Consider the following 21,066-nt stretch of genomic DNA (forward strand, 5'->3'; position numbering starts at 1 on the left):
CGGGGCGTATAGCTCAGGCGGTTAGAGCGCTTCGCTGATAACGAAGAGGTCCCAGGTTCAAGTCCTGGTACGCCCACGGAACCTGCACAGGTTCAAGGAAAGATTCAGGTAAAACTGGGTCGGAACGGGGTGCATGTGAAGAAGTTGCTGGTTGTTGCAGCGGCGGTCGCAGGCGTCCTGCTCTACAGGAAAGTGCAGGAATCCGAAGCCCGGAAAACAGTCTGGAGCGAATCAACCGATACGGTTGACTAGCGCGGACTCCCGGTCCGGAAGCTGGCAAGAGGCTTCCTGGAACTGGGGTATGATTGACGGGTTGCTTGTTATGGGGGCATGGCGCAATTGGTAGCGCACCTGCTTTGCAAGCAGGGGGTTCGGGGTTCGAGTCCCCGTGCCTCCACCATAAGAATGAGTCCCGGCCAGCAATGGCCGGGACTCATTGCTTTAACCGCTGGCCAAGATGGGCCGGGCTACAGTGGGCAGGTGACGTTTCTTATCGCGGCTCTTGGGGTGCTGGGAGTAGCCTCCTCGGGGCCGCTCATCGCCGGGACGCTTGGTGCCACCACTGTCAGTGCCCTGGCCATAGCTTTCTGGCGCAATGCAATCGGTGCTGCTGTCATGGTGGCTCCGGTAGTGGTCCGGGATCGGCACGAGCTCGGACGGATCAGGGCCTCTGAGTTCCGTTGGTGCCTTATTGCCGCAGTTGCGCTGGCCTTGCACTTCGCCTGCTTCATCACGTCCCTCCAACTGACGTCGGTGGCCGCTGCGACAGCCCTCGTCTGCCTGCAATCCGCCTGGATTGCAGTGATTCAGTTGTTCCGCGGGATCAGACACAGCTGGACGGTGTTGGCAGGGTTGGCGATTGCCTTTGTTGGCGTCGTGGCGATCACGGGATTCGATATGGGAAGTTCACCGGAGGCGCTGGCAGGGGACTTGCTGGCCGTCGCTGGAGGTGCGCTGGCCGGCCTGTACACCCTTGCTGGAGGAAAGGCCCGGCAGACCATGACTACAGGTTCGTACACGACCCTCTGTTATGGAATGTGTGCCGCCGTGGTTGCAGTGTTGGCCTTGTTCTCCGGCCAGCCCCTCATTGGGTTCGAAGCTGCCGGCTGGTTGGGTATCGTCGCCATCACAGTCTGCGCGCAGTTGGTGGGCCACACCGCGTTCAACCATTTGCTGGCGACCATGAGTCCCCTCTTGGTATCGATGATCATCCTGCTCGAGATCCCTGGCGCAGCTCTGCTCGCAGCCGTGTTCCTGGCGGAAACCCTGCCCGCCGGCACCTACGCCGGCCTGGCTCTGATCCTGGTTGGCCTCGCCGTCGTCGTGGCCGGACAGCGCAGCTCCGCCCGGAAAGCAGTGCCCCGGCTCGCGGAGCTTGGTACGGACTGATCCGGGGAATGCCCGCGAGAAGCTATTGCCCACCGCGGGTCTTGGGCTGGGCAGTATTCACTGTGTGGATCGCCCGCAGCAGCTTGGCCGGGAAATAGACCGAGAAGAACACCACCATGGGAGCCTTCAGGGCCATTTTCTTCACGTTGTGCGCTTTATAGGTGCGGTCGAAGCGCGTTACGTAGTAGCGGTAGTCCCGAGGCGAGTCTTCCAGACGCCGGGCTGACATTCCGGACACCATTTGGGGCCAGTACTGCACCTTGAGTTCATGGTCTGCCAGGTGGAGCGAAAGATCGATGTCCTCGTGCATCTCGTCTTTTTCGTCACGGCACGTCTCTTCCCGGATGGTCTCCCACGCCGAGCGGCGCATCGCCATGTTGGAGCCAAAGAGGAAGTGGTACTGGTGTTTGGCCAGCTTGAGCATTAGCTGGCGCATTTTGTCATCAGCCTTGAGCCCGAAGCGGCGCATTGGCATGTCGTAGTAGACCACGGGGCCTGTCGCGGCCTGGACGGACGGGTCCTTGAACGCTTTTTGAACCTGTTCCACCCAGTCAGGCTCAAGGACCGAGTCCGCATCGATACGGCCCAGAATGTCGCTCCGGGCGTGATCCAGTCCGAAGTTCCTGGTGGGGATCAGGCCTTGTTCCTTGTGCTGGCTGAGCAGGATGATGGGACTTTCAGGATATTCGAGCTGCATCTGCCGAACAATCTTGGCGGTGCGGTCCTTGGACTTGTTGTCCACCACGATGATTTCGTCGGCCGGAACAGATTGGTATACGGCAGCAATCAGGCATTGCCGTATGACGCTCTCCTCGTTGAAGGCCGGGATAACAATGGAAACGCTCGGCAGGGGGTCAGCGTTCGAGGTATCCTCGGGGGCTTTATCGGGTGACATCAGTCCAAATTTAGCACCCATAAGGTTGTCCTCAGCCGGTACCTGACGGTTTCCAACCGCAGAAAGGGCCCCGCCTCGGCGGAGCCCTTCCCAATTTTCAACCCACCGCGCGGGTGGTATCAGTTACTTCCCAGCGGGCTTTTCCGCCTCACTGGTTCCGTTCGTGTTCATGCCGGCGGCGATGTTTTTCACAGCAGTCTTGGCGTCCGTGGCAACCTTGGCGGTGGCGTCGCTGGCAGCGTCCACGGCGTCGCCGGCGGCCGAGGCAACGCCGCGTGAGGAGGCGGCTGCTTTGTCAGCGACGTCGGCGACTTCCTCACCCGTATCTGCCACCACACCGGTTGCCGCATGCTTGCCATCAGCAAGGGCATCGCCCACGGACGTCGCAGGAACCGGAGCAGGAGTCACCGGGGTGGTGCCAACAGGGGTGGGCGTCTTCCAAGGATCCTCCACGGGCTTGGAGGCCTTCCAAGCCGCGACACCTGCTGCTACGGCAGCAGCGATCACTCCGAAGATCAGCAAACCGCGGTTCTTCGACTTCGGAGCTGCAGCCTTTTCCTTCGTGACGGCGCGGGTGGCTTCAGCAGCGGCGGCCTTCAGCTGGTGGCTGGTGGTCTGTGCCTGCTCCTGGATCGTGTGGACAATTCCCACGTCACCAAGCTTCTGGGCCACTGCGTCCACACGAGCCGGGGCATTCTCCAACGTGCGATGGACGACGTCGGACGCCTGGCCGATCTGATCTGAAAGGCGCGGCAGGTATTCCACTACAACGCGGTCGCGGGCGTTGGCGATGACCGGGGTGGCTTTATCCAGAGCCTCGTGAAGCCGCGGAGTGGCGCCCTCTACTACGTCATGGATCTTCGGCGCCAAGGTGGCCAGGCCATCCTGGATACGGGGGGTGACGGTGGCAACGCCGTCGGCCAGGTTATGGGCCGCCGACTTCAACCCTTCCTGAATCTTGGGAGAGGCGGTGTCAATGCCATGCTGCAGGCGGGGAACTGCCCAGTCCACCGCAGCCTCCACGCGGGGGCCGGCCCAGTCCTTGGCATTCTCTACTGCGGAGCTCACTGACTGCTCCACGTCGCGGGCAATACGATCCGATTTCTTCACAACTACCTCCCGATTAATGTGGCGGTTCTTTCGTTAGCCTACGTGGATTGAACCTCACCGGCTATTCTTCAGCGGCAATTCCAATGGATTTCACCCAGCGCGGAACTCCCGTCCAGACTCTTTGCACCCGTACCCACCATGGAAGAATGGCTTTATGACTGCCATCGCAACTGCAAAAGCAACCATTCACACGAGCCTCGGCGACATCGTCGTCAACCTCTTCGGCAACCACGCGCCCAAGACCGTCAAAAACTTCGTCGGACTGGCAACGGGCGAGCAGCCCTGGACGCACCCCGAAACCGGTGAGGACAAGACCGGTACCCCGCTGTACAACGGCACCATCTTCCACCGCATCATCAAGGACTTCATGATCCAGGCCGGCGATCCGCTGGGACGCGGCGTGGGTGGACCGGGCTACAAGTTCGACGACGAAATCCACCCCGAACTGACCTTCAACGCACCCTACAAGCTGGCCATGGCCAACGCCGGAATCCAGATGGGCAAGGGCACCAACGGCTCGCAGTTCTTCATCACCACCATCCCCACCGACTGGCTGCAGGGCAAGCACAGCATCTTCGGGGAAGTTGCTGACGAGGAATCGAAGAAGGTAGTGGACGCCATCGAGGGCGTCCGTACCGGCATGGGCGACCGTCCCGTCGAGGACGTCACCATCAACAGCATCGACATCGAACAGCTCTGATTCAGCCCGCATGAGTTACGGAATACCGGCGGCCGAGCCGTCCGCCCAGATCCCGGTTTGTCCCAGGCATCCGGATCGGCCTTCTTACGTCAGGTGCCAGCGCTGCGGCCGGCCTGCGTGTCCGGAGTGCCAGCGGGCGGCCGCCGTCGGGTTCCAATGCGTTGACTGCGTCAACGAAGCAGCGCGGGCCACGCCGGGTATCAGGACCGTTTATGGCGGCGCCGTTGCCACGGGCCGGCCGTTGGTGACATTCGCCATTATCGCCGTCTGTGCATTTGTTTACGTGCTGCAGTGGGTGGTTCCCGGACAGTTTGTCTACGAACAGTTCGCCTACAACAACGCATTCGTCAGCCCGGAATACCCTAAATTCGAGCCGTGGCGGATGCTGACCTCGGCCTTCCTGCACTCCCAGGGATTTATCCTCCACATTGTGCTGAATATGTACATGCTGTGGATGTTCGGCCAAGTCCTTGAACCGCTGCTGGGCCGCGCACGCTTCTTGGCCGTCTATCTGATCTCAGCCCTCGGGGGCTCTGTTGGTTACCTCATGCTTACCCCGCTTTACACGCTTGGGCAGGACAGCCTCTATGGAGTGGTCGGCGCTTCGGGCGCAATCTTTGGACTCTTCGGCGCCATGCTGGTGGTCCAGAGGCACCGGGGCGGAGATACGCGGCAGCTTTGGGTCCTGATCGCTATCAACGGGGTCATCGGCTTCATGGTTGCAGGCATCGCGTGGCAGGCTCATTTGGGTGGGCTGGTCACCGGTGCCGCATGCGCCGCTGTCGTTGCCTATACGCCCAAGGGCAAGCAGCGGGGGCTCCTTCAGGCCGCTGGACTTGTGCTGGTACTGGCGGCTCTGGTGGCCCTGTCCTGGTCCCGGGTGGCAACAGCTTAGGTTCCTTATTTCGCAACCCTATCCCCCGGTGGCCTAAAGGCCGCCGGGGTTTTTTGTGGCTCTGATTATCCGGCCGATGTCTCGTGGGAACAGGCGGGCCCTCGGTTCCTCGAACTTATCCACAGGGCTTATCCACAGTGTGCGTAACTTACATGGATGTAGTTCAGCTCGTCCGTCAGGACAGAAGCCCAATGCTGGCGGCTTTTCACGAGTCGAAGGCGGCATTGTCCCCAACTGTGGATAAGTGAGGAGGACCGGACTGTTCTTAAGTGGACAACTTTTTCCACCTCCAAGGTCCTTTGTTAACGCTCCAAGGGCGCCTTGGTGCTCAAATCCACAGAATTATCCACAGGTGTTAATAACGCAGGCCGCCAAAGGATGCGCGGTATTCCTTGCTGCTGGGCGGAAATGAGTGGTGAGTAGCGGTTAGCAGGAGATCTTATCCCCAACTGTGGATAAGTTTGTGGAAGCCCTGTGGAGAAGAACGCTCCGCAGCCCGCGGCGTTGGAATATCTTAGAAGCTCCTTGGATATCCACACGCCAATCCACAGTGTTAATAACTTACAAAAATGTCATTCGGTATGGAACTTCAGAGTTGTGGCGTCTACAGGGGCCCACGAGACGCTGTGGCCCGGACTTATGCACACTGTGGATAACTTTGCCCACAGCAGGCGGGTCAGCCTCTCAACGAACCGTCAATAATGCAGCCTTCACGTTCTGGCTGTGCTTACGAGCTCCAGATGCCGGACGAGCCTCTCCTGTGGCTGTCCACAAGATGGGTGTCGATCATCCCAATGGCCTCCATCAGGGCGTACATCGTGGTTGGTCCAACGAACACAAATCCGCGCTTACGGAGGGCCTTGGACAGGGCGATTGACTCAGGCGACGTCGTGGCGGTTTCCGCGAGCGTCTTCGGCCTGGGTGTGGTTGCAGGTTTGAAACTCCATACAAAGTCCACCAAACCGCCGTCCGGCCTTAATGCAATGGTGGCCTGGGCATTCGTGATGGCTGCACGGATCTTGAGCCGGTTCCGGACGATTCCGGGATCCAACAGGAGCCGTTCGACGTCGGCCTCGGTGAAAGCGGCGACAGTCTCGGGGTGGAAGTTGTGGAAAGCTGCCCGGAAAGCGGGACGTTTCCGCAGAATGGTTGCCCAGGAGAGTCCGGCCTGAAAGGCTTCAAGGCTGATGCGCTCATACAGCCCCTGCTCATCCTGAACGGGAAGTCCCCATTCGGTGTCGTAGTACTCCCGCAGCAGCGGGTCGCTGGCCGCCCACGGGGGTCGCGCCAGCCCGTCGTCGCCGACGACGGTGCCGTTGTCCTCAGCAGTCATGCTTCAGCTTTCCCCGTCCAAGGACGTGGACGAACACCTCAACTGTTCAGGAACGCCAGCGCGTGGTCATGAGGAAGCCGAGAATGGCGATGCCGAATCCCGCAACGATGTTCCACGACTCCCACTCGCGAACCGGAAAAGCGCCTTCGCTGATGTAGTACGTGATGATCCAGAGCAACCCGATGATCATCAGGCCGAACATGACCGGTTTGAACCACACCGGGTTTGGCTTGTAGGCCTGCGCTGCTGCCGGCTGTGCCGCGGATGCAGTCCTCTTGCGTGGCTTTGACTCGGGCACGGGTCCTCCTTGGCGGGCTGAATCAAGAGTGGCGCCCTCGGCTTGGTATCCTGCAATGAGGAAACGTCGGCGGTCAGTGCCCTCTTGGTCACGTCTGAATTCTTACTAGCAGCCAATTCTAGCTGTAATTCAGCCGGTGCCGGTGCCGCCGCTCACGCCGAAGGGGAGAATCAGTGCTGCTGCAGGAGAAGGAGACGCGCGTTGCTGTGCCACCGCCGCGCGCCGGTGTTCTCCGCACCGCTGTCCAGGTCATGGGTGAGCTGCTCATTACGGCGGGGGTCATTCTGCTGCTGTTCGTGGCTTGGCAGCTATGGTGGACCAACGTGGAGTCTGATGCCAAACAGAGCGAAGCAATAAAGAACTTCGTCCAGGAACTGGGACCGCCGACTCCGGCGGCGCCTGCGAATCCGGCAGACTATGGACCGCCGGTGGTCTCGGAGCCTCCAAGTCATGCCGAAACAATCGGCATCATGTACGTTCCCCGCTTTGGAGCCGACTACACGCGGCCCATCGTCCAGGGCACTTCCACTGATGTCCTGGATACATTGGGGCTGGGTCACTACAAGAACACGTCCATGCCGGGAGCTGTGGGAAATTTTGCGGTTGCAGGGCACCGGCAAACCCACGGTGCGGTGCTGGACAACATCCATACACTCGTTCCCGGGGACAAAATTTACGTCCAGACCAAGGACGGATTCTACGTCTACGTCTTCCGTAACAACCAGGTTGTATTACCCACCAGCACGGACGTGCTGCTGCCAGTACCGGCCCAACCCTCGGCTACCCCGACCGAAAGCTTTCTGACCATGACCAGTTGCAACCCACGCTTCGGGGCGCAAGAGCGCATCATCGCTTACTCTGTGCTCGAACGATGGCAACCTGCCTCGGCAGGGCCGCCGGCCGAAATCGCCGCGCAAGTGGCTAAAGCCCGCGGGGAGGGTTAAGGATGTACGGCTGGATATTCCGCCATCTTCCCGGGCCCCTGTGGCTGCGGATTCTGACATCGCTGGTGCTCGCTGCCGCGGCAGTGGTCCTGATGGTTCAGTTTCTGTTTCCCTGGCTCTCACAGTTCACCCAGTTCACCGACTCAACGATTGGTTCAGTAACCCAGCCATGACTACCAAAATCCTTGTCGTAGACAACTACGACAGCTTCGTTTACACCCTGGTTGGTTATCTCCAGGAGCTGGGGGCGGAAACCACGGTGGTCCGAAACGACGACGTCACCCTCGCGGAGGCCATCGAGCTGGCTGAGACCCGCGACGGCGTACTGGTTTCCCCCGGCCCCGGCACCCCGGCCGAGGCCGGCGTCTGCATTGAACTGATCAAATGGTGCGGAGATCAAAGCAAGCCCATGTTCGGCGTTTGCCTGGGCCATCAGGCCCTCGCCGAAGCGTATGGCGGAACAGTGACCCATGCCCCTGAGCTGATGCACGGAAAGACCTCGCTGGTCGAACATCACGGGACAGACGTATTTCAGGGTCTGCCATCTCCGGTCACGGCCACCCGCTACCACTCACTGGCAGCGGTGCGAGGGACCATCCCGGAGGTCTTGGAAATCACCGCCGAAACAGCCACTGGCGTGATCATGGGGCTGAGGCACCGGACTGCGCCTTTGAGTGGCGTGCAGTTCCACCCGGAGTCCGTTCTGACAGAAGGCGGATACCAGATGCTGGGGAACTGGCTGGAGTCCTTGGGAATGACCGGGGCTGCCGCTCGTGCCGGAAAATTGAGCCCGCTCATCAAGCACTGAGACCTCAAGCGCTGAGGCCACTGGGTCAGCCTACCCGGAAGGTGTGGCAACTTAGCGGCCTGCTGCGGCTGGCCGGTCCTGTCGTTGGACGGCCAACTCTCTTGCCGCCCTACTCCTTGGACGGCGTAGCCGACGGCGTGGGGCTCGGTGTAGGCGGAGGTGCGGGCTTGGCCACGGTCACCGTTATTGTTTTGCCTTGTTCTACGAGAGCGTTCAGCGGATCGCTTTGCTCCGTCACGCGTCCGGGTTCCACCTGGGAATTTTCGACTTCCCGAAGCGCCATCACAAGACCGAGGTCTTTCAGTGCAGCCTCAGCTTCGGCCTTCGGCAATCCCCGCAGTTCCGGCATGGAGACCTTACCGGTGGAGACCACGATCTCCACTGTGCTGCCTACTGCAACCACTTGCCCAGGAGCAGGATTGGTGGTGATGACAATCCCCGCAGGAACGGTGGCGCTGTTGGCCATGGTGGTTGCCGGGGCGCCCACAAGGCCGGATTGGCGGAGGACATCCCGCACTGCAGCCTCTGTTCTCCCGGCCAGCCCTTCAGGGATCTTTACGGCACTGGGACCCTCGGAAATGTTCAGGATGACATCTGAATCCGGATCCAAGGACGTCCCCGCAGCCGGCACTGTTCCGATCGCGAGTCCCTTGGCAATGTTGTCGTGCTGAACCCGTTTAATCTGCGGACTCAAGCCGGAGCCGTAGAGCTTTTGCAGGGCTTCAGACTCAGTCAGCGAAGCCACAGCAGGGATATCCACCTGAGCCACCGGAGGCGGGGGCTGATTAACAATGCTGTAAACCCACGCGCCGCCGCCAGCCAGCACCAACAAGGTGAAGATGACCAAAGTGGCGATCCAGGTCCGACGCCGGGATTTCTGCCTCGGTGTACGCTCGCGTTCCGGTTCAAAGCTGAGGGGCAGTTCCGCTGCCCCTGGCGAATCGTAGGCTGCGGCAGAGCTGACCGAACCGGCGTCGTCTCCCCCGGACGTGTCGCTCAAAGGCCTGATCCTGCCGCTGGGCGACTCGTCGAGGAACTTGGCGCCAGTAAGGGATAAGGCCGTGGTCTCAACAGCCCGCTCCGTAAGGGGAACGGTATGGTTCGGATCAGTTGGCGCCTCAGTTTCAAGGAGTTCGGGCACGGCAACACCGTTGCGTGCAGCACGCAAGGCCCGACGGAAGGCAGCAGCATCCTGGAAGCGATCCGCCCGGTTCTTCTGGAGCGCTTTGGCCAGAACGGTGTCCAGGGCAGGAGTGACGTCCGGATTGAGCGTACTCACAGGCTCAGGAATTTCCCGGACGTGCTGGTAGGCCACTGATACAGGACTGTCACCGATAAAGGGGGGTCGCCCGGCGAGCATTTCATACAGAAGGCAGCCCGCTGAATACAGGTCGCTGCGTGCATCCACCGTTTCACCACGCGCCTGTTCCGGTGACAGGTACTGCGCTGTTCCCACTACGGCCTGCGTTTGCGTCATTGTGGCCGAAGAGTCCGCCATGGCTCGGGCAATACCAAAGTCCATGACCTTGACTGAACTGGATTTGGTGCAGAACATGACGTTGGCGGGTTTGATGTCACGGTGGACAATTCCCGCTTTGTGGCTGTACTCCAGTGCCGACAGGACGCCCAAGGAGAAATCTATTGCTTGGTCGATGGTGACTTCATCTGCACGGATCAGATCCCGGATCGTCTTGCCCGAGACGTACTCCATGACGATGTACGGCACCCTCACGGTGTCCTCTGGCCCGCCGGGCACGGCATGCTCACCAGTATCGTAGATAGCAACGATCGAAGAGTGATTCAGGGCAGCGACTGCCTGCGCCTCCCGCTTAAAACGGGCCTGAAACTGCGGGTCCCGGGCCAGGTCAGGGCGCAGTAGTTTGACTGCAACAGTACGTCCAAGACGGGTATCAACCCCGCGATAGACGTCCGCCATGCCGCCCCGGCCAATCAGCTCGCCGAGTTCGTAACGACCGTTAAGGACGCGCTGGGTATCCACCGGAAGGCTATCCTCCCGGTGTGACGGCATACGGGGCGAGTCTGACACGGTTCTGCTCTGCCTAAGGAGCCGGTGAGGTAGTAGTCGGACCGGAACCCAATCCCAACGGCTTGGAGAGGTGATAGGTCACCACGGATCCAGCGGGTACTTTCATTCCGGCTTCGGGATCGGAACTGACGAAGGTTCCGACGGGTTGGGTTGGAGCGCCGGACTCGTCATCACCCTTGGCCCAGCGCAACCCGGCGGCCTGAATGGCCTGCTGGACCTGGGTTTCGGTGCTCCCCACGCTGATGGCCGGAACCGACAGCATCTCCGGGCCTTTGGAATAAGTCACTGTGATGGTTTCGCCGGGCTGCACGGGTCCGGACGGATTGATGTCGGTCACTGTACCTGGTGCGGCATCGTTGAAGACCTCCTCACCCTTGACCGTCAACCCAAGGCCAATAAGCTCTGCCCGAACCTGGTCATAGGGACGTCCCTTGTAGGCGTCCGGTATGAGGTTGATGGCAGTCGGCGTGCTCTGGGTAGCGGAAGGAGAGGGACTCGGCGTCGGTGAGGCTGATGTCCGGGTCGGGGAGGGCGCGCTGCTGGTGGGTGCACTGACAGACGGGGCAGGAGTGCTTGCCGCCGGCTGGGGGAACAAGAGCCCCGACTGTGTCAGGAGGAAGCCGATGAGCGCGAAAAGGACCAACAGGATTAGCGCGATCAAAGGCCAGGTCCAAGGGCTGCGCCCGCGTCGCTGAGGCTCATCAACGGGTTCGTCGTAGTCCTCTTCCTCCTGGATCCAACTCCGCTCGGCCGCGAGGGCATTTGCGCGTGAGAGGGTATTCCGGGCTCCCCCCTCGTCCCCATTGGCTGCTGCGGCTCCTGCCGCTGCACCCGCGGCAGCCGCGCCGAGAACCGGCAAAGCGGAGGTCGACGTCGAACCGTTCCTTTCAGCGCTGGATCCAATGACGCCGGTGGGTGCTGTAGGAATGTCCACTGGTGCTGTGATAGGTCCGGTTGTCGCCTCGAACAGGAGCATCCCGGGCACCGCGGCATGGGCAGCGGTGATGTCGCCATTGCGGATCGCTTCGGCGGCCTCTGCCAGCTTGATGGCGTTGGCAGGACGGTTCTTGGGATCTTTCGAAAGCATGGACATCAGGAGCGCCCGGACCGGCGTCGAAAGGGTCTCGGGAAGAGGCGGCGGGGCGTCGTTTACCTGGGCCAGGGCAATGGCGATCTGGGACTCACCGGTGAAGGGCCGATGGCCCGTCAGGCACTCATATCCGATCACGCCGAGGGAGTAGATGTCGGAAGAACCGGTAGCTGTCTGCCCGGTCGCTTGCTCAGGGGCAAGGTACTGGGCCGTGCCCATCACCTGGCCAGTCTGCGTGAGCGGCACCTGATCGGCCAGACGGGCTATGCCGAAGTCTGTAACCTTGACCCGGCCCTCCGGGGTGATGAGCAGGTTTCCTGGCTTGATGTCGCGGTGCACCAGGCCCTGGTCATGGGCGACGGCGAGAGCCCGGGCAGTCTGGGCAATGATGGACATGGTGCGGTCAGGTGAGAGCACCTGCTCATGCTCGATAATGCTGCTCAAAGGCTGGCCGGGTACCAGCTCCATGACAAGGTAGGCGGAACCTTCTTCCTCACCGTAATCAAAGACGTTGGCGATACCTACGTGATTCAGGAGGGCGGTGTGGCGTGCCTCGGCGCGAAAGCGCTGGAGGAACCCGGGGTCGCCCGTGTACTCCTCCTTGAGCACCTTTATGGCTACGATGCGGCCAAGGATCAGGTCTTTCGCTTTCCAGACCTCTCCCATGCCGCCAATCGCAATACGAGTGGTCAGCTGGAACCGCCCGCCGAGGGTGATTCCCGTTGTAGGCCTCACTTATTCAACACCGCCTCAAAAATCTTCTTTGCATTCGGACTGGTTAGCTGTGCGCCGGTGGTGATGTCTACATCTTGCATGACGATGGTGACGGCCACCTGCGGGTCGTTGGCCGGGGCGAACCCGGTAAACCATGAGTTGTTCAAGCCATCGGTACCGAGCTCCGCAGTGCCGGTCTTGCCGGCAACCTGGACTCCTGGAACCGCCGCACCCCTGGCGATGCCGTCACTGACCACACTGGTCATCCACTCCGTAATCTGGCGCGAGATTTCCGGGGTGGTAGAGGTGCGAAGGACTTCGGGTTTTGGCTCGTCGATGATCCGGAGATCCGGGGAGCGGAGAGTTTTTATGAGGTTTGGTTTCATCTGAACCCCACCATTGGCAATGGCGGAGGTCATGAGCGCCACCTGCAGCGGAGTTGCCCGTACGTCCCGTTGGCCGATTGCAGACTGTGCCAGCCCGGGGCCGTCCAGGTCCGTCGGGAAGCCAGGCCTGGCATAATCGAGCTTCAATTGATCGCCGAGTTCCTCACCGAAGCCGAATTTTTGGGCCTGGTTCGCGATGGCATCGCGGCCGAGATCCTGCGCAATACTGGCGAAGGGAGTATTGCAGGACTGCTGGAGGGCGAAGGCAAAGCTGGCAGTGTTCTGCGTATAGCAGGTACCGCCCGCGTAGTTGGGCAGCCGGTACTCAATGCCCGGAAACGACAGTTCGGCCGGGTTTGGGAGCACACTGTCCTTGTTGTATTTTCCGGAACTGAGGGCTGCGGCGGTATCTACGAGCTTGAACACCGATCCTGGAGCGAGCTCGGCTCCAGTGGGGCCACTGACGTTCTGGTTCAGGTTGATCCCGGGGACCTGGTTGAGCTCGCTGATGTTTGCTCTGGCGGCAGCTTCATCCTGGGTGGCAACGAGGTTGGGGTCGTACGAGGGCTTGGAAACCATGGCAATGATGTCCCCCGTCTTCGGGTTGGTCACAACGATGGAACCGCGCTGACCGTCCGGGATAAGGTCGTAGGCCAGTTTTTGGATTTCGGGGTCAAGGGTGAGTTCCACCGAGGCCCCCTTCGGTTGGTTTCCGAGGAAGAGCTGACCGATCCTGTCGAGGAAGAGCTGGTCCGAGTTGCCAGTGAGCTGCTCATCCATTGTTTTCTCCAACCCGGAAACACCGAATTCCTTGGAGAAGAAGCCTGTGATTCCGGCGTAAAGTTCCGGCTGCGTGTAGGTGCGCTGAAATTTGCAGGAGTCTGAACCCGGGACGGATTGGGCAATGGGTGTACCGGCGACGATGATGGCCCCGCGGTCGTTGCAGTAGTTCTGGATGAGGGCCCGACGGTTCCACGGGTTTGCCTTGAGCTCGTCTGCCCCGATTACCTGGACAAAGCTGATGGCGCCGAAAATGAGGGCGAACATCGCGATTGCTGCGATCCATGAGTGTCGAATGGCCTGATTCACAGTTGCCTCACCGCCTCAGTCTGGGTGTCAGTCCGGATTTGCGGGTTTCTCCGGGGCGCAGGGGACATGGGTTGCCCGGGAATCGCTGGAACAGCCTGCCTGTTGTCGGTTTCTGTGCCCGGAGGAAGGGGTGTGGTATCCACCGGGCCCCGCGCAGCGTGGGAGATCATCAGGAGCAGGCCCACAATGATCCAGTTGGCGAGCAGAGATGAACCGCCCGCTGCCAGGAACGGAGTGGTGAGTCCTGTCAGCGGTATGAGCCGGGTGACACCTCCGATAACGACGAAGCACTGCAGGGCTATGGCGAACGACAACCCGCACGCCAGCAGTTTCCCGAAGGCATCGCGGGTTCCCAGAGCGGCACGGAAACCGCGGGTGAAGAGCAACAGGAACATCATGACGATGGCGAACAGCCCAAACAGTCCCAGTTCCTCACCGAAAGAGGCAATGATCATGTCGCTGTTGGCGAAGGGCACCATATTGGGCCGGCCCTGCCCCAGCCCGGTGCCCACCAACCCGCCGCTCGCCATCCCGAAGAGGCCCTCGACGATCTGGTAGCTCCCGCCGAATGTCCGGCCGTAGACCTCATCTGTGAAAGCGTTCAGCCAGCCGTTAATACGGAGGCCCACATGCGAGAAGACGTTGGAGGCGACAAACCCGCCGCCCAGGAGCAGCCCCACACCAATTACTACCCAGCTGATGCGGCTGGTCGCGACGTAGATCATGACGATGAAAAGCCCGAAGAACAGCACCGAGGAACCAAGGTCCCGCTGGAAAATCAGCACACCGATGCTGACCAGCCAAGCCGTGATCATCGGTCCCATGTCCTTGAAGCGGGGGAACTGCAGGGGACCGATTTTGCGGCCGGCCAAGAGAATGAGGTCCCTGTTGGAGGAAAGATAGCCGGCGAAGAATATAGCCAGCGTTATCTTGGCGATCTCACCTGGCTGGAACGTCAGCGGTCCCAAACGGATCCACACCCGGGCGCCGAGGATCTCTCCCGCGGAGATGCCGGGGATCAGGGGAAGGACCAGCAGTAAAGCGCTCACCGCAAGCGAAATGTAGGTAAAGCGTCGCAGGACGCGGTGGTCCTTAAGGAACCAGATGACGGCGATGGCAACGGCCATGGCGATCAGGGTCCAGCGCAATTGGTTATTTCCCGTGTCATCGTCGGGGCCGTCCAAACGGTGAATCATGGCAAGGCCAAGGCCGTTCAGCGCGACCACCAGCGGAAGTATTACTGGATCGGCGTATTTCGCCCGGATCCGGAGAACGACATGAAAACCCAGGGCCGCTACGGCTAAGAGGCTTGACTGGAACCAGAAATCAGTGTCGAACGCCTTCTCCTGATCCACGCCAACGAGCGCATTAGCGCTGATTCCAACGGCCAAGGCCAGAAGCAACAGCAGAAGTTCGATGTTGCGGCGGGGTTTGGGGGCGCCATCTGTTTGCGTCATTTCACCACCTCGCAGTTCTGGTTGTTCTGTCCTGGTGAAACAGAGGGGGATTGGGTTGGAGCCGCCGAGGGTGGCGGCGTTCCGGTGGGGCTCGGGGCCGGGCTCGCTGCACCAGCAGTCCCTGACGGCACTGCCCCTGCTGAGGGCGAAGGGCACGCTTCGGAAGGTGAAGTGGTGCCGGTTTCCTGGAGGTTCTTCACGATCCGCTGAGCATCGTAGAGGTCACGCGCAGGCACCGTCTGGCGGACGCGTTGCTGGGAAAATTCAGGCAGGGAGGCCATGGGGATGTCGGTTACCGCTTCGAGGGTGGAGAGCTGGATGGGACCAAGGCGCTGGGAGACGCCGTTGTAGATAGCTACGCGTTGGTCGTACTCCCCGATGTAGTAGCGGGTTTGAGTCCAGGCGTACCCGAGCCAGAGGCCAACGCCCAGCAGAAGCAGGACGACCACTGCAACGGCCATGCTGAGCCAACGCCGCGGCCGAAGTGATGAGCGGTAGTCCTCGTAGTCGTCGCGTGTCTGGTCAGATTTATGAGTGAGGACGGTGGCAGCCCGTCGGGCAACCGTGCGTCCTGCGATGGAAGGAATGGATCCCGTTTCAGCCGCAGTAGCAGCGGCCCCCACGAGTTCATGGGGCCTGCTGGCCAGCTCTTCCTTCAGAACCTCGGCTGACAGATGTTCTCCGAGGTTGGGATCAGTGCTGGTCCCCGACTCGTCTGACTCATCGTCTCCGTGTGATTCCTTGCCGGCATCCGGTCCGGCTGAAGGAGGAGGTGCGCTGGCGCCGTCGGGGATGACAGCGCGGGTGGAGCCCGGATTTGCAGGTGCGGATCCGACAGCCGGCGACGGCGCAGGATCCTCGGCAACAGTGGCTGTGATGGTCTCCGCTGTGGCGTTACCCGTCGAAACAATGTCGACGGCGGCTGTACTGACGTCGTCGAGCGTTTCCTCCGCTATTTCCAGCATCACCACGGTGACGTTGTCCGGGGACCCTGCCTCGAGGGTGAGGTCGATAAGCGCGTCAGCGCATTCGCGTAGGCTTTTTGTCTCGCGCACGGTTCGTTCAACAACGTTGCCCGCGACGTAGTTCAGTCCGTCAGAGCAGAGCAGCCAACGTTCTCCCGGCTGGACGTCCAATGCATCAAGATCCAGTTCAGGACTGGCGTCGACGTCGCCCAGAACCCGCATCAGGACGTTCTTGTGGGGATGCGTTTCCGCCTCTTCGGGCTTCAGGCGGCCTTCGTCGATCAACCGTTGGACGAAAGTGTGATCGACGCTGACCTGTTCGAAGACGCCGTCACGCAGCCTGTAGGCACGGGAATCCCCGATGTGGGCGAAGTGCAGCTTGCCCTCCGCCAGGAGTAAAGCCGTGACGGTGGTACCCATACCAGCGAGCTTTGGATTCATGTGGACGAGTTCCGAAAGCAGGGAGTTCGCCGTTTGGATCTCATCTGCCAGGACGGTGGTGGCATCGTCCTCATAGGTGTCCTGGTCAAGATGGATCATGTCCAGAACGGTGGCAGCAGACGCTACGTCCCCTCCCGCATGGCCACCCATTCCATCTGCCACAACAGCAAGATGGCGGCCCACATAGGCGGAATCATCGTTTTTTGCCCGCACCCGACCGACATGCGAGCGGGCTGCGTAGCGCATGATGAGGGGCCGCTTCGAGGCAACTGCCTTGTCCGCGGGGACGTCCGGGGCGGCCATGGCTATGGCCTCAATTCAATAACCGTCTTGCCGATTCTCACGGGGACGCCGATCTCAACCGGAAGGGCCCGGGTGAGCTGTTGATCAGCCAGATACGTGCCATTCGTGGAGCCGAGGTCCTCAATGAACCAGCGGCTGCCTTGCGGGAACAGCCGTGCATGCCGGCCGGAGGCGTAGTCGTCCTCCAGAACCAGGGTGGCTTCCTGTGCGCGTCCCAACAGAATAGGGCTGGCCGCGAGAGGAATGGTGCGTCCCTTGAGCGGTCCTTCAGTCACCACCAGTTGCCGCGCCTGCTGCTTTACGGGAGAAGGTGCTGCTTCTGCCAGGTTTGGATTGCGCCGCATCTGGCGTGCTGTGGGTACACCTGTTGCCGCCTTCTTGCCGATCATCAGATCACGGCGCATGGCGGCGACAATGCTGAAGATCAGGACCCAGAGCAGCAGAAGGAAGCCGAAGCGAAGAACTGTGATGGTCAGGTCACTAACATCATTCACGCGCGACCACCGGTGTTGGCGGGCAGGAGGCGAAAGACAATTTTGGTCCGTCCCATCGTGATGGTTGAGCCGTCGGTGAGTTCCACGCTACCTGCCACCTTGTGTCCGTTGACATAACTGCCGTTGGTGGACCCGAGGTCCACAGCTTCCGTGATTCCCTTGGTGGTGCGGACCTCAAGGTGGCGCCGGGAAACGCCTGTGTCATCGATGAGGATATCGGCTTCCGACGAACGGCCCAGAACGATCGATGCTGCATTAAGTGAATAGCGCTGGCCGTCGATGTCAAGGACAGGCTGCATCCGTACTGGCTGACGCGCCGGAGCCGCCGGAAGGTTGCTGCGCGGAGCGGGTGGCGCTGACGGCCCACCCGTTGACTTCTCCGTCTTGGAACCGATTTCGAAGTCTCCCGCACGGAGGACGTCGTCGCGTTGGAAGGAGATCCGCACTGGACCCTGGAGCGTATACCCCTGGCTCCGAACGTGGGCGATGACCACATCACAGAGCTCTTCGGCGAGCGGAGTGCCCCATTCCTGGGCCCTGACGAAGTCATCATCGCTAAGCCTGACGTCAAAAACGTTGGGGGCGAGGGTTCGCCCGGCGGCAATGGTGATGGCCTTGTGGTCGACCTCGCGGCGCAGGCGGCTCGCTATTTCCACAGGCTCCACTTGCGCGCGGGAACCGGTGGAGAAGACACCGCGGACGGCCTTTTCAATGCCGCGCTCGACTTTGTCCAGCAATCCCATGGTCCCTCTCCTTTCCTCACGGCTGCCGTGCAGCTCACGCTTTCGAACACAGTTGACCAGACACAACTTCATACCCGGAGGGCATGCAGGGCGCAGCCACTCCTACATCAGATACTACTGGGCACTGCTGTGAATGGCCTTAATGGACAACGCCCACCCCGCCAGAATAGTTCGTTCCGGCCGCCCGTGAAGGCTCCTGCACAGCAGGGCGCCGCACTTTCGACGGCGGTGCTCTTTCTTGGTGCCCTACTGACCCTTGGATGGGCGATTCGCGTTTTACCGTGACTGTCCGTTATGCTTGATCTCGCTGCTTTTACGCAGGTGATGGTCCTGATATTGGACGGTCAACAGCTAAAAGAAGTTGCGCGCGAGTGGCGGAACGGCAGACGCGCTGGCTTCAGGTGCCAGTGTCCGAAAGGGCGTGGGGGTTCAAATCCCCCCTCGCGCACGCAAATAAGAACCCCGGTCTTAGGACCGGGGTTCTTTGCTTTAAGCCTGATTCGGGTCGGGTTTTGCTTTTGGCATCAGTCGGCCGGGGGCTGGGCAATCAGTCGGAGGCACCCCGCTGGGCGGCAATCAACCGGCGTCGGGAGTTCACCAGATGATTGCGCATGGCCGCCGCGGCTGCCGGCTCATCCTGTTCCGCGATGGCCGCATAGATGGACCTGTGCTCCTGTGTCACCTGTTCGAAGTGGTCGCGGGCATAATCCTCGGCTCCAGTGATGAGTCTTGTTCGCGGCATGGCGATCATCGTCGGGCCCAGGTTGGCCAGGCACTCGGAGTAATAAGGATTACCCGTTGCCGCTGCAATGGCCCGATGGAAGCCGTAGTCGGATTTCATGGCATGAGCGGGATGGCCTGAATTGGACATGAATTCTTCGAGCGAACCCTGAACCGCCTTCAACTGACGTTCACTGCGGTTCTTGGCTGCAAGGGCAGCACTTTCACCTTCTACCCCCATGCGGAACTCGAGCAGGTGCAACCGGTCCTCCAGAGTAGCCACAGCCCGCGCTCCGGGCATCGTAGACGGTCCGGCCAGCGGGGGTGTCAGGACAAAACTGCCACGTCCGCGTTCAGTCTCCACCAGTCCCTCTGCCTGGAGCCGGGTCAGGGCGGACCGGACCACCGTCCTGCTCACACGGAACTCGCTGATCAAGGTGTTTTCGCTCGGCAGTTTGTCCCCGGGTTGGATTGTCCCCTCAACAATGCGGTTCCGCAGGTCTGCTGCGAGGTCGGCGGTCAGGTTTCGGCTCATGAACCCAAGATTACGCGCCGACTTCCACCGAATCGGTGGTCCAGGCACGTGCCTGATCGCTGAGGGTCACCCCAAGGCCAAGGCGGTCGGGAACGAGCATTCTGCCATTTTTGGTTTCAAGCCGTTCGTTGAAGAGCGGATCCAGCCAGTCGAAGTGTTCAACCCAGGGCTCAGCCGGATAGGCCGCAGCCAGGTGAAGGTGGATCTCCATGGCAAAGTGCGGGGCAAGTCCAAGTCCGCGTTCGTCTGCCAGGGCGGCGAGGCGAAGGAACTGGGTGATACCGCCTACCCTGGGAGCGTCGGGTTGGATGATGTCACAGCCGTTGGCGGTCATCAATGCTTTATGCTCAGCCACGGAGGCCAGCATTTCCCCGGTGGCGATGGGCGTGTCCAAGGCTTGGGCGAGTTGGGCATGGCCATCGAAGTCGTAAGCATCCAAGGGTTCTTCGATCCAGACGAGATCAAATTCCTCGAGGCGCCTGCCCATACGCAGGGCCGTGGCGCGGTCCCATTGCTGGTTGGCATCGACCATAAGCGGGACGTCCCAGCCTATGTGGTCGCGGACTCCCGCAACGCGCCGCAGGTCCTCTGCAGAATCGGGCAGGCCGACCTTGATTTTGATGCCTCCGATTCCTTCCTCAAGGGATTGGGTTGCACGGGCCTTGACCTCATCCAGGGTGGCGTTGAGGAATCCCCCTGAGGTGTTGTAGGTCCGCACCGAGTCACGGTAGGAACCCAGTAATTTCGCAAGCGGCAATCCTGCCCGCTTGGCCTTGAGGTCATAGAGTGCGACGTCAATTGCCGCCAGCGCCTGGGTGGCCACTCCGGAACGGCCCACTGACGCGCCGGCCCAGAGCAGCTTGGTATAGATCTTGCCGATGTCGTTGGGATCCTCACCGATGACTCCCTGCACGACTTCCTTGGCGTGCGCATACTGGGCGGGGCCTCCGGCACGCTTGGAGTAGCTGAAGCCGAAGCCGGTGTGGCCTTGCTCGGTCAGCAGTTCGGCGAACAGGAAAACCACCTCCGTCATTGGCTTCTGGCGGCCGGTGAACACCTTGGCGTCACTGATCGGCACCGCCAGAGGCAGGCGGGCCGTCGAAAGTTTGACGTGGCGGATGAGATCGAGGCTGCTCATAGTTCTCCCTTGTGCTGAGTGGCGGGCGGCATTGCTCAACTTATATTACAAGCTTCTAACTTGTAATATAAGCTCCCATCAGGAAACGCAAGCTGCTGCGTTTAGAACGTGTGCGCGGCGAAGGGATATCCATCCCTGTCCAACAATTGCTCCCGCAAAGGCTGATTGAGAGTCCCGCACAGGACGCCGAGACGTGAGAGTCTCCTCGGCGCCCAACAGGGACGGGCGGTTCATTGCTCCACACTGGACCGCCCGTCCCACACCACTTCTCCCGATCATTCTTCATTGAACCTATGATCGTCCTACGAAGTTGTGCACATTCGCCGGCAACGGAAGGTGAGCTACCAGCAGGCGGTGACCTGGCGTTTGTGTGCAGCTGGTCAGATGGTTCCCTGTCCTCCACCTGTGTGCGGGAAAAGCCCGTAAGGATTTAGCTTTTGCCGTGCACCTGTTGGGGAGAGGCAACGGCAGCCCACCACCTTGGTCCGGCGAAGCCGGCTACCGTCTCAGCTCATCGGGAAGTTCAACGTCATGCGGATCAAGATCCGGGCGCGGACGAAGGAATCGCAGTG

The 21,066-nt window shown here is 60.8% G+C and carries 20 protein-coding genes and 3 tRNA genes; 10 read left to right on the top strand and 13 right to left on the bottom strand.

Annotation, left to right across the window (positions count from 1 at the left end):
* The first annotated feature begins 2 nt into the window (after positions 1 to 2).
* From RIN13_RS13985 to RIN13_RS14000, 4 genes are all read left to right on the top strand, one after another.
* Positions 3 to 76, top strand: a tRNA-Ile gene (locus RIN13_RS13985).
* A 59-nt stretch (positions 77 to 135) separates the two neighbouring features.
* Complete coding sequence (locus RIN13_RS13990) at positions 136 to 252, top strand: DLW-39 family protein (protein ID WP_309107949.1); 117 nt, start codon at positions 136 to 138, stop codon at positions 250 to 252.
* 72 nt (positions 253 to 324) lie between these two features.
* Positions 325 to 400, top strand: a tRNA-Ala gene (locus RIN13_RS13995).
* Positions 401 to 480: 80 nt separating this feature from the next.
* Entirely contained in the window at positions 481 to 1,389 is a 909-nt protein-coding gene (locus RIN13_RS14000; RefSeq protein ID WP_309107950.1) for a DMT family transporter, read from the top strand.
* 22 nt (positions 1,390 to 1,411) lie between these two features.
* Here RIN13_RS14000 and RIN13_RS14005 read toward each other — a convergent pair whose 3' ends face one another.
* Both RIN13_RS14005 and RIN13_RS14010 read right to left on the bottom strand, forming a co-directional pair.
* Complete coding sequence (locus RIN13_RS14005) at positions 1,412 to 2,284, bottom strand: glycosyltransferase family 2 protein (RefSeq protein WP_309107951.1); 873 nt, start codon at positions 2,282 to 2,284, stop codon at positions 1,412 to 1,414.
* A gap of 123 nt (positions 2,285 to 2,407) precedes the next feature.
* Positions 2,408 to 3,394, bottom strand: coding sequence for a hypothetical protein (locus tag RIN13_RS14010; RefSeq protein WP_309107952.1), 987 nt, complete (start codon positions 3,392 to 3,394; stop codon positions 2,408 to 2,410).
* Between the two features lie 154 nt (positions 3,395 to 3,548).
* On the opposite strand from RIN13_RS14010, the gene RIN13_RS14015 reads away from it, so the two are divergent.
* Together RIN13_RS14015 and RIN13_RS14020 are read left to right on the top strand one after the other, a co-directional pair.
* Positions 3,549 to 4,094, top strand: a complete 546-nt coding sequence (locus RIN13_RS14015; RefSeq protein WP_309107953.1) for a peptidylprolyl isomerase — start codon at positions 3,549 to 3,551, stop codon at positions 4,092 to 4,094.
* Positions 4,095 to 4,104: 10 nt separating this feature from the next.
* The gene (locus tag RIN13_RS14020) at positions 4,105 to 4,989 is read left to right on the top strand and encodes a rhomboid family intramembrane serine protease (RefSeq protein ID WP_309107954.1); all 885 of its coding nucleotides are present in this window, start codon (positions 4,105 to 4,107) and stop codon (positions 4,987 to 4,989) included.
* Positions 4,990 to 5,716: 727 nt separating this feature from the next.
* Here RIN13_RS14020 and RIN13_RS14025 read toward each other — a convergent pair.
* Positions 5,717 to 6,322: a DNA-3-methyladenine glycosylase I gene (locus RIN13_RS14025; protein ID WP_309107955.1), complete on the bottom strand. Its 606-nt coding sequence runs from the start codon at positions 6,320 to 6,322 to the stop codon at positions 5,717 to 5,719.
* A gap of 46 nt (positions 6,323 to 6,368) precedes the next feature.
* A complete protein-coding gene (locus tag RIN13_RS14030; RefSeq protein ID WP_247041683.1) occupies positions 6,369 to 6,620 on the bottom strand; it encodes a cell division protein CrgA in 252 nt (83 codons plus the stop codon).
* A 173-nt stretch (positions 6,621 to 6,793) separates the two neighbouring features.
* On the opposite strand from RIN13_RS14030, the gene RIN13_RS14035 reads away from it, so the two are divergent.
* Genes RIN13_RS14035 through RIN13_RS14045 form a run of 3 tightly spaced genes read left to right on the top strand, consistent with a single transcriptional unit; the run spans position 6,794 to position 8,372 of the window.
* Positions 6,794 to 7,564: a class E sortase gene (locus tag RIN13_RS14035; protein ID WP_309107956.1), complete on the top strand. Its 771-nt coding sequence runs from the start codon at positions 6,794 to 6,796 to the stop codon at positions 7,562 to 7,564.
* 2 nt (positions 7,565 to 7,566) lie between these two features.
* Positions 7,567 to 7,737 carry a hypothetical protein gene (locus tag RIN13_RS14040; RefSeq protein WP_247041681.1) on the top strand — a complete coding sequence of 57 codons (171 nt, stop codon included), beginning with the start codon at positions 7,567 to 7,569 and terminating at the stop codon, positions 7,735 to 7,737.
* Positions 7,734 to 8,372, top strand: a complete 639-nt coding sequence (locus RIN13_RS14045) for an aminodeoxychorismate/anthranilate synthase component II (protein ID WP_309107957.1) — start codon at positions 7,734 to 7,736, stop codon at positions 8,370 to 8,372. The genes RIN13_RS14040 and RIN13_RS14045 overlap by 4 nt, the downstream gene beginning before the upstream one ends.
* A 109-nt stretch (positions 8,373 to 8,481) precedes the next feature.
* Here RIN13_RS14045 and pknB read toward each other — a convergent pair whose 3' ends face one another.
* Genes pknB through RIN13_RS14080 form a run of 7 tightly spaced genes read right to left on the bottom strand, consistent with a single transcriptional unit; the run spans position 8,482 to position 18,101 of the window.
* On the bottom strand, positions 8,482 to 10,401 hold the full coding sequence (pknB, locus tag RIN13_RS14050; protein ID WP_309107966.1) for a Stk1 family PASTA domain-containing Ser/Thr kinase: 1,920 nt from the start codon (positions 10,399 to 10,401) through the stop codon (positions 8,482 to 8,484).
* 31 nt (positions 10,402 to 10,432) lie between these two features.
* Positions 10,433 to 12,244, bottom strand: coding sequence for a protein kinase (locus tag RIN13_RS14055; protein WP_309107958.1), 1,812 nt, complete (start codon positions 12,242 to 12,244; stop codon positions 10,433 to 10,435).
* Entirely contained in the window at positions 12,241 to 13,698 is a 1,458-nt protein-coding gene (locus RIN13_RS14060) for a penicillin-binding protein 2 (protein ID WP_309107959.1), read from the bottom strand. The genes RIN13_RS14055 and RIN13_RS14060 overlap by 4 nt, the downstream gene beginning before the upstream one ends.
* Positions 13,695 to 15,155 (bottom strand): FtsW/RodA/SpoVE family cell cycle protein, encoded by a 1,461-nt coding sequence (locus tag RIN13_RS14065; RefSeq protein ID WP_309107960.1) that lies wholly within the window; start codon positions 15,153 to 15,155, stop codon positions 13,695 to 13,697. Before RIN13_RS14065 ends, RIN13_RS14060 begins: the two co-directional genes overlap by 4 nt.
* Positions 15,152 to 16,864 (bottom strand): protein phosphatase 2C domain-containing protein, encoded by a 1,713-nt coding sequence (locus RIN13_RS14070; protein WP_309107961.1) that lies wholly within the window; start codon positions 16,862 to 16,864, stop codon positions 15,152 to 15,154. The genes RIN13_RS14065 and RIN13_RS14070 overlap by 4 nt, the downstream gene beginning before the upstream one ends.
* A 2-nt stretch (positions 16,865 to 16,866) precedes the next feature.
* Positions 16,867 to 17,358, bottom strand: coding sequence for an FHA domain-containing protein (locus RIN13_RS14075; protein ID WP_309107962.1), 492 nt, complete (start codon positions 17,356 to 17,358; stop codon positions 16,867 to 16,869).
* Complete coding sequence (locus RIN13_RS14080) at positions 17,355 to 18,101, bottom strand: DUF3662 and FHA domain-containing protein (RefSeq protein WP_309107963.1); 747 nt, start codon at positions 18,099 to 18,101, stop codon at positions 17,355 to 17,357. Before RIN13_RS14080 ends, RIN13_RS14075 begins: the two co-directional genes overlap by 4 nt.
* A gap of 365 nt (positions 18,102 to 18,466) precedes the next feature.
* Between RIN13_RS14080 and RIN13_RS14085 the strand changes: the two genes are divergently transcribed.
* Positions 18,467 to 18,549 (top strand) — tRNA-Leu (locus tag RIN13_RS14085).
* A 99-nt stretch (positions 18,550 to 18,648) separates the two neighbouring features.
* Here the strand turns inward: RIN13_RS14085 and RIN13_RS14090 are convergent.
* Together RIN13_RS14090 and RIN13_RS14095 are read right to left on the bottom strand one after the other, a co-directional pair.
* Positions 18,649 to 19,356 (bottom strand): FadR/GntR family transcriptional regulator, encoded by a 708-nt coding sequence (locus RIN13_RS14090; RefSeq protein ID WP_309107964.1) that lies wholly within the window; start codon positions 19,354 to 19,356, stop codon positions 18,649 to 18,651.
* A gap of 10 nt (positions 19,357 to 19,366) precedes the next feature.
* Positions 19,367 to 20,494, bottom strand: coding sequence for a mandelate racemase/muconate lactonizing enzyme family protein (locus RIN13_RS14095; RefSeq protein WP_309107965.1), 1,128 nt, complete (start codon positions 20,492 to 20,494; stop codon positions 19,367 to 19,369).
* Positions 20,495 to 21,066 lie beyond the last annotated feature (572 nt).

It is taken from the genome of Arthrobacter sp. (assembly GCF_031179985.1).
Taxonomy (GTDB): domain Bacteria; phylum Actinomycetota; class Actinomycetes; order Actinomycetales; family Micrococcaceae; genus Arthrobacter.

What these genes read in the sequence shown, in the direction of transcription:
- RIN13_RS14045 (WP_309107957.1), top strand. Translation starts at nt 7,734, where the DNA reads ATGACTACCAAAATCCTTGTCGTAGACAACTACGACAGCTTCGTTTAC.
- RIN13_RS14080 (WP_309107963.1), bottom strand. Translation starts at nt 18,101, where the DNA reads ATGGGATTGCTGGACAAAGTCGAGCGCGGCATTGAAAAGGCCGTCCGC.
- RIN13_RS14095 (WP_309107965.1), bottom strand. Translation starts at nt 20,494, where the DNA reads ATGAGCAGCCTCGATCTCATCCGCCACGTCAAACTTTCGACGGCCCGC.
- RIN13_RS14065 (WP_309107960.1), bottom strand. Translation starts at nt 15,155, where the DNA reads ATGACGCAAACAGATGGCGCCCCCAAACCCCGCCGCAACATCGAACTT.
- pknB (WP_309107966.1), bottom strand. Translation starts at nt 10,401, where the DNA reads ATGCCGTCACACCGGGAGGATAGCCTTCCGGTGGATACCCAGCGCGTC.
- RIN13_RS14015 (WP_309107953.1), top strand. Translation starts at nt 3,549, where the DNA reads ATGACTGCCATCGCAACTGCAAAAGCAACCATTCACACGAGCCTCGGC.
- RIN13_RS14025 (WP_309107955.1), bottom strand. Translation starts at nt 6,322, where the DNA reads ATGACTGCTGAGGACAACGGCACCGTCGTCGGCGACGACGGGCTGGCG.
- RIN13_RS14070 (WP_309107961.1), bottom strand. Translation starts at nt 16,864, where the DNA reads ATGGCCGCCCCGGACGTCCCCGCGGACAAGGCAGTTGCCTCGAAGCGG.
- RIN13_RS14005 (WP_309107951.1), bottom strand. Translation starts at nt 2,284, where the DNA reads ATGTCACCCGATAAAGCCCCCGAGGATACCTCGAACGCTGACCCCCTG.
- RIN13_RS14040 (WP_247041681.1), top strand. Translation starts at nt 7,567, where the DNA reads ATGTACGGCTGGATATTCCGCCATCTTCCCGGGCCCCTGTGGCTGCGG.
- RIN13_RS14090 (WP_309107964.1), bottom strand. Translation starts at nt 19,356, where the DNA reads ATGAGCCGAAACCTGACCGCCGACCTCGCAGCAGACCTGCGGAACCGC.
- RIN13_RS14020 (WP_309107954.1), top strand. Translation starts at nt 4,105, where the DNA reads ATGAGTTACGGAATACCGGCGGCCGAGCCGTCCGCCCAGATCCCGGTT.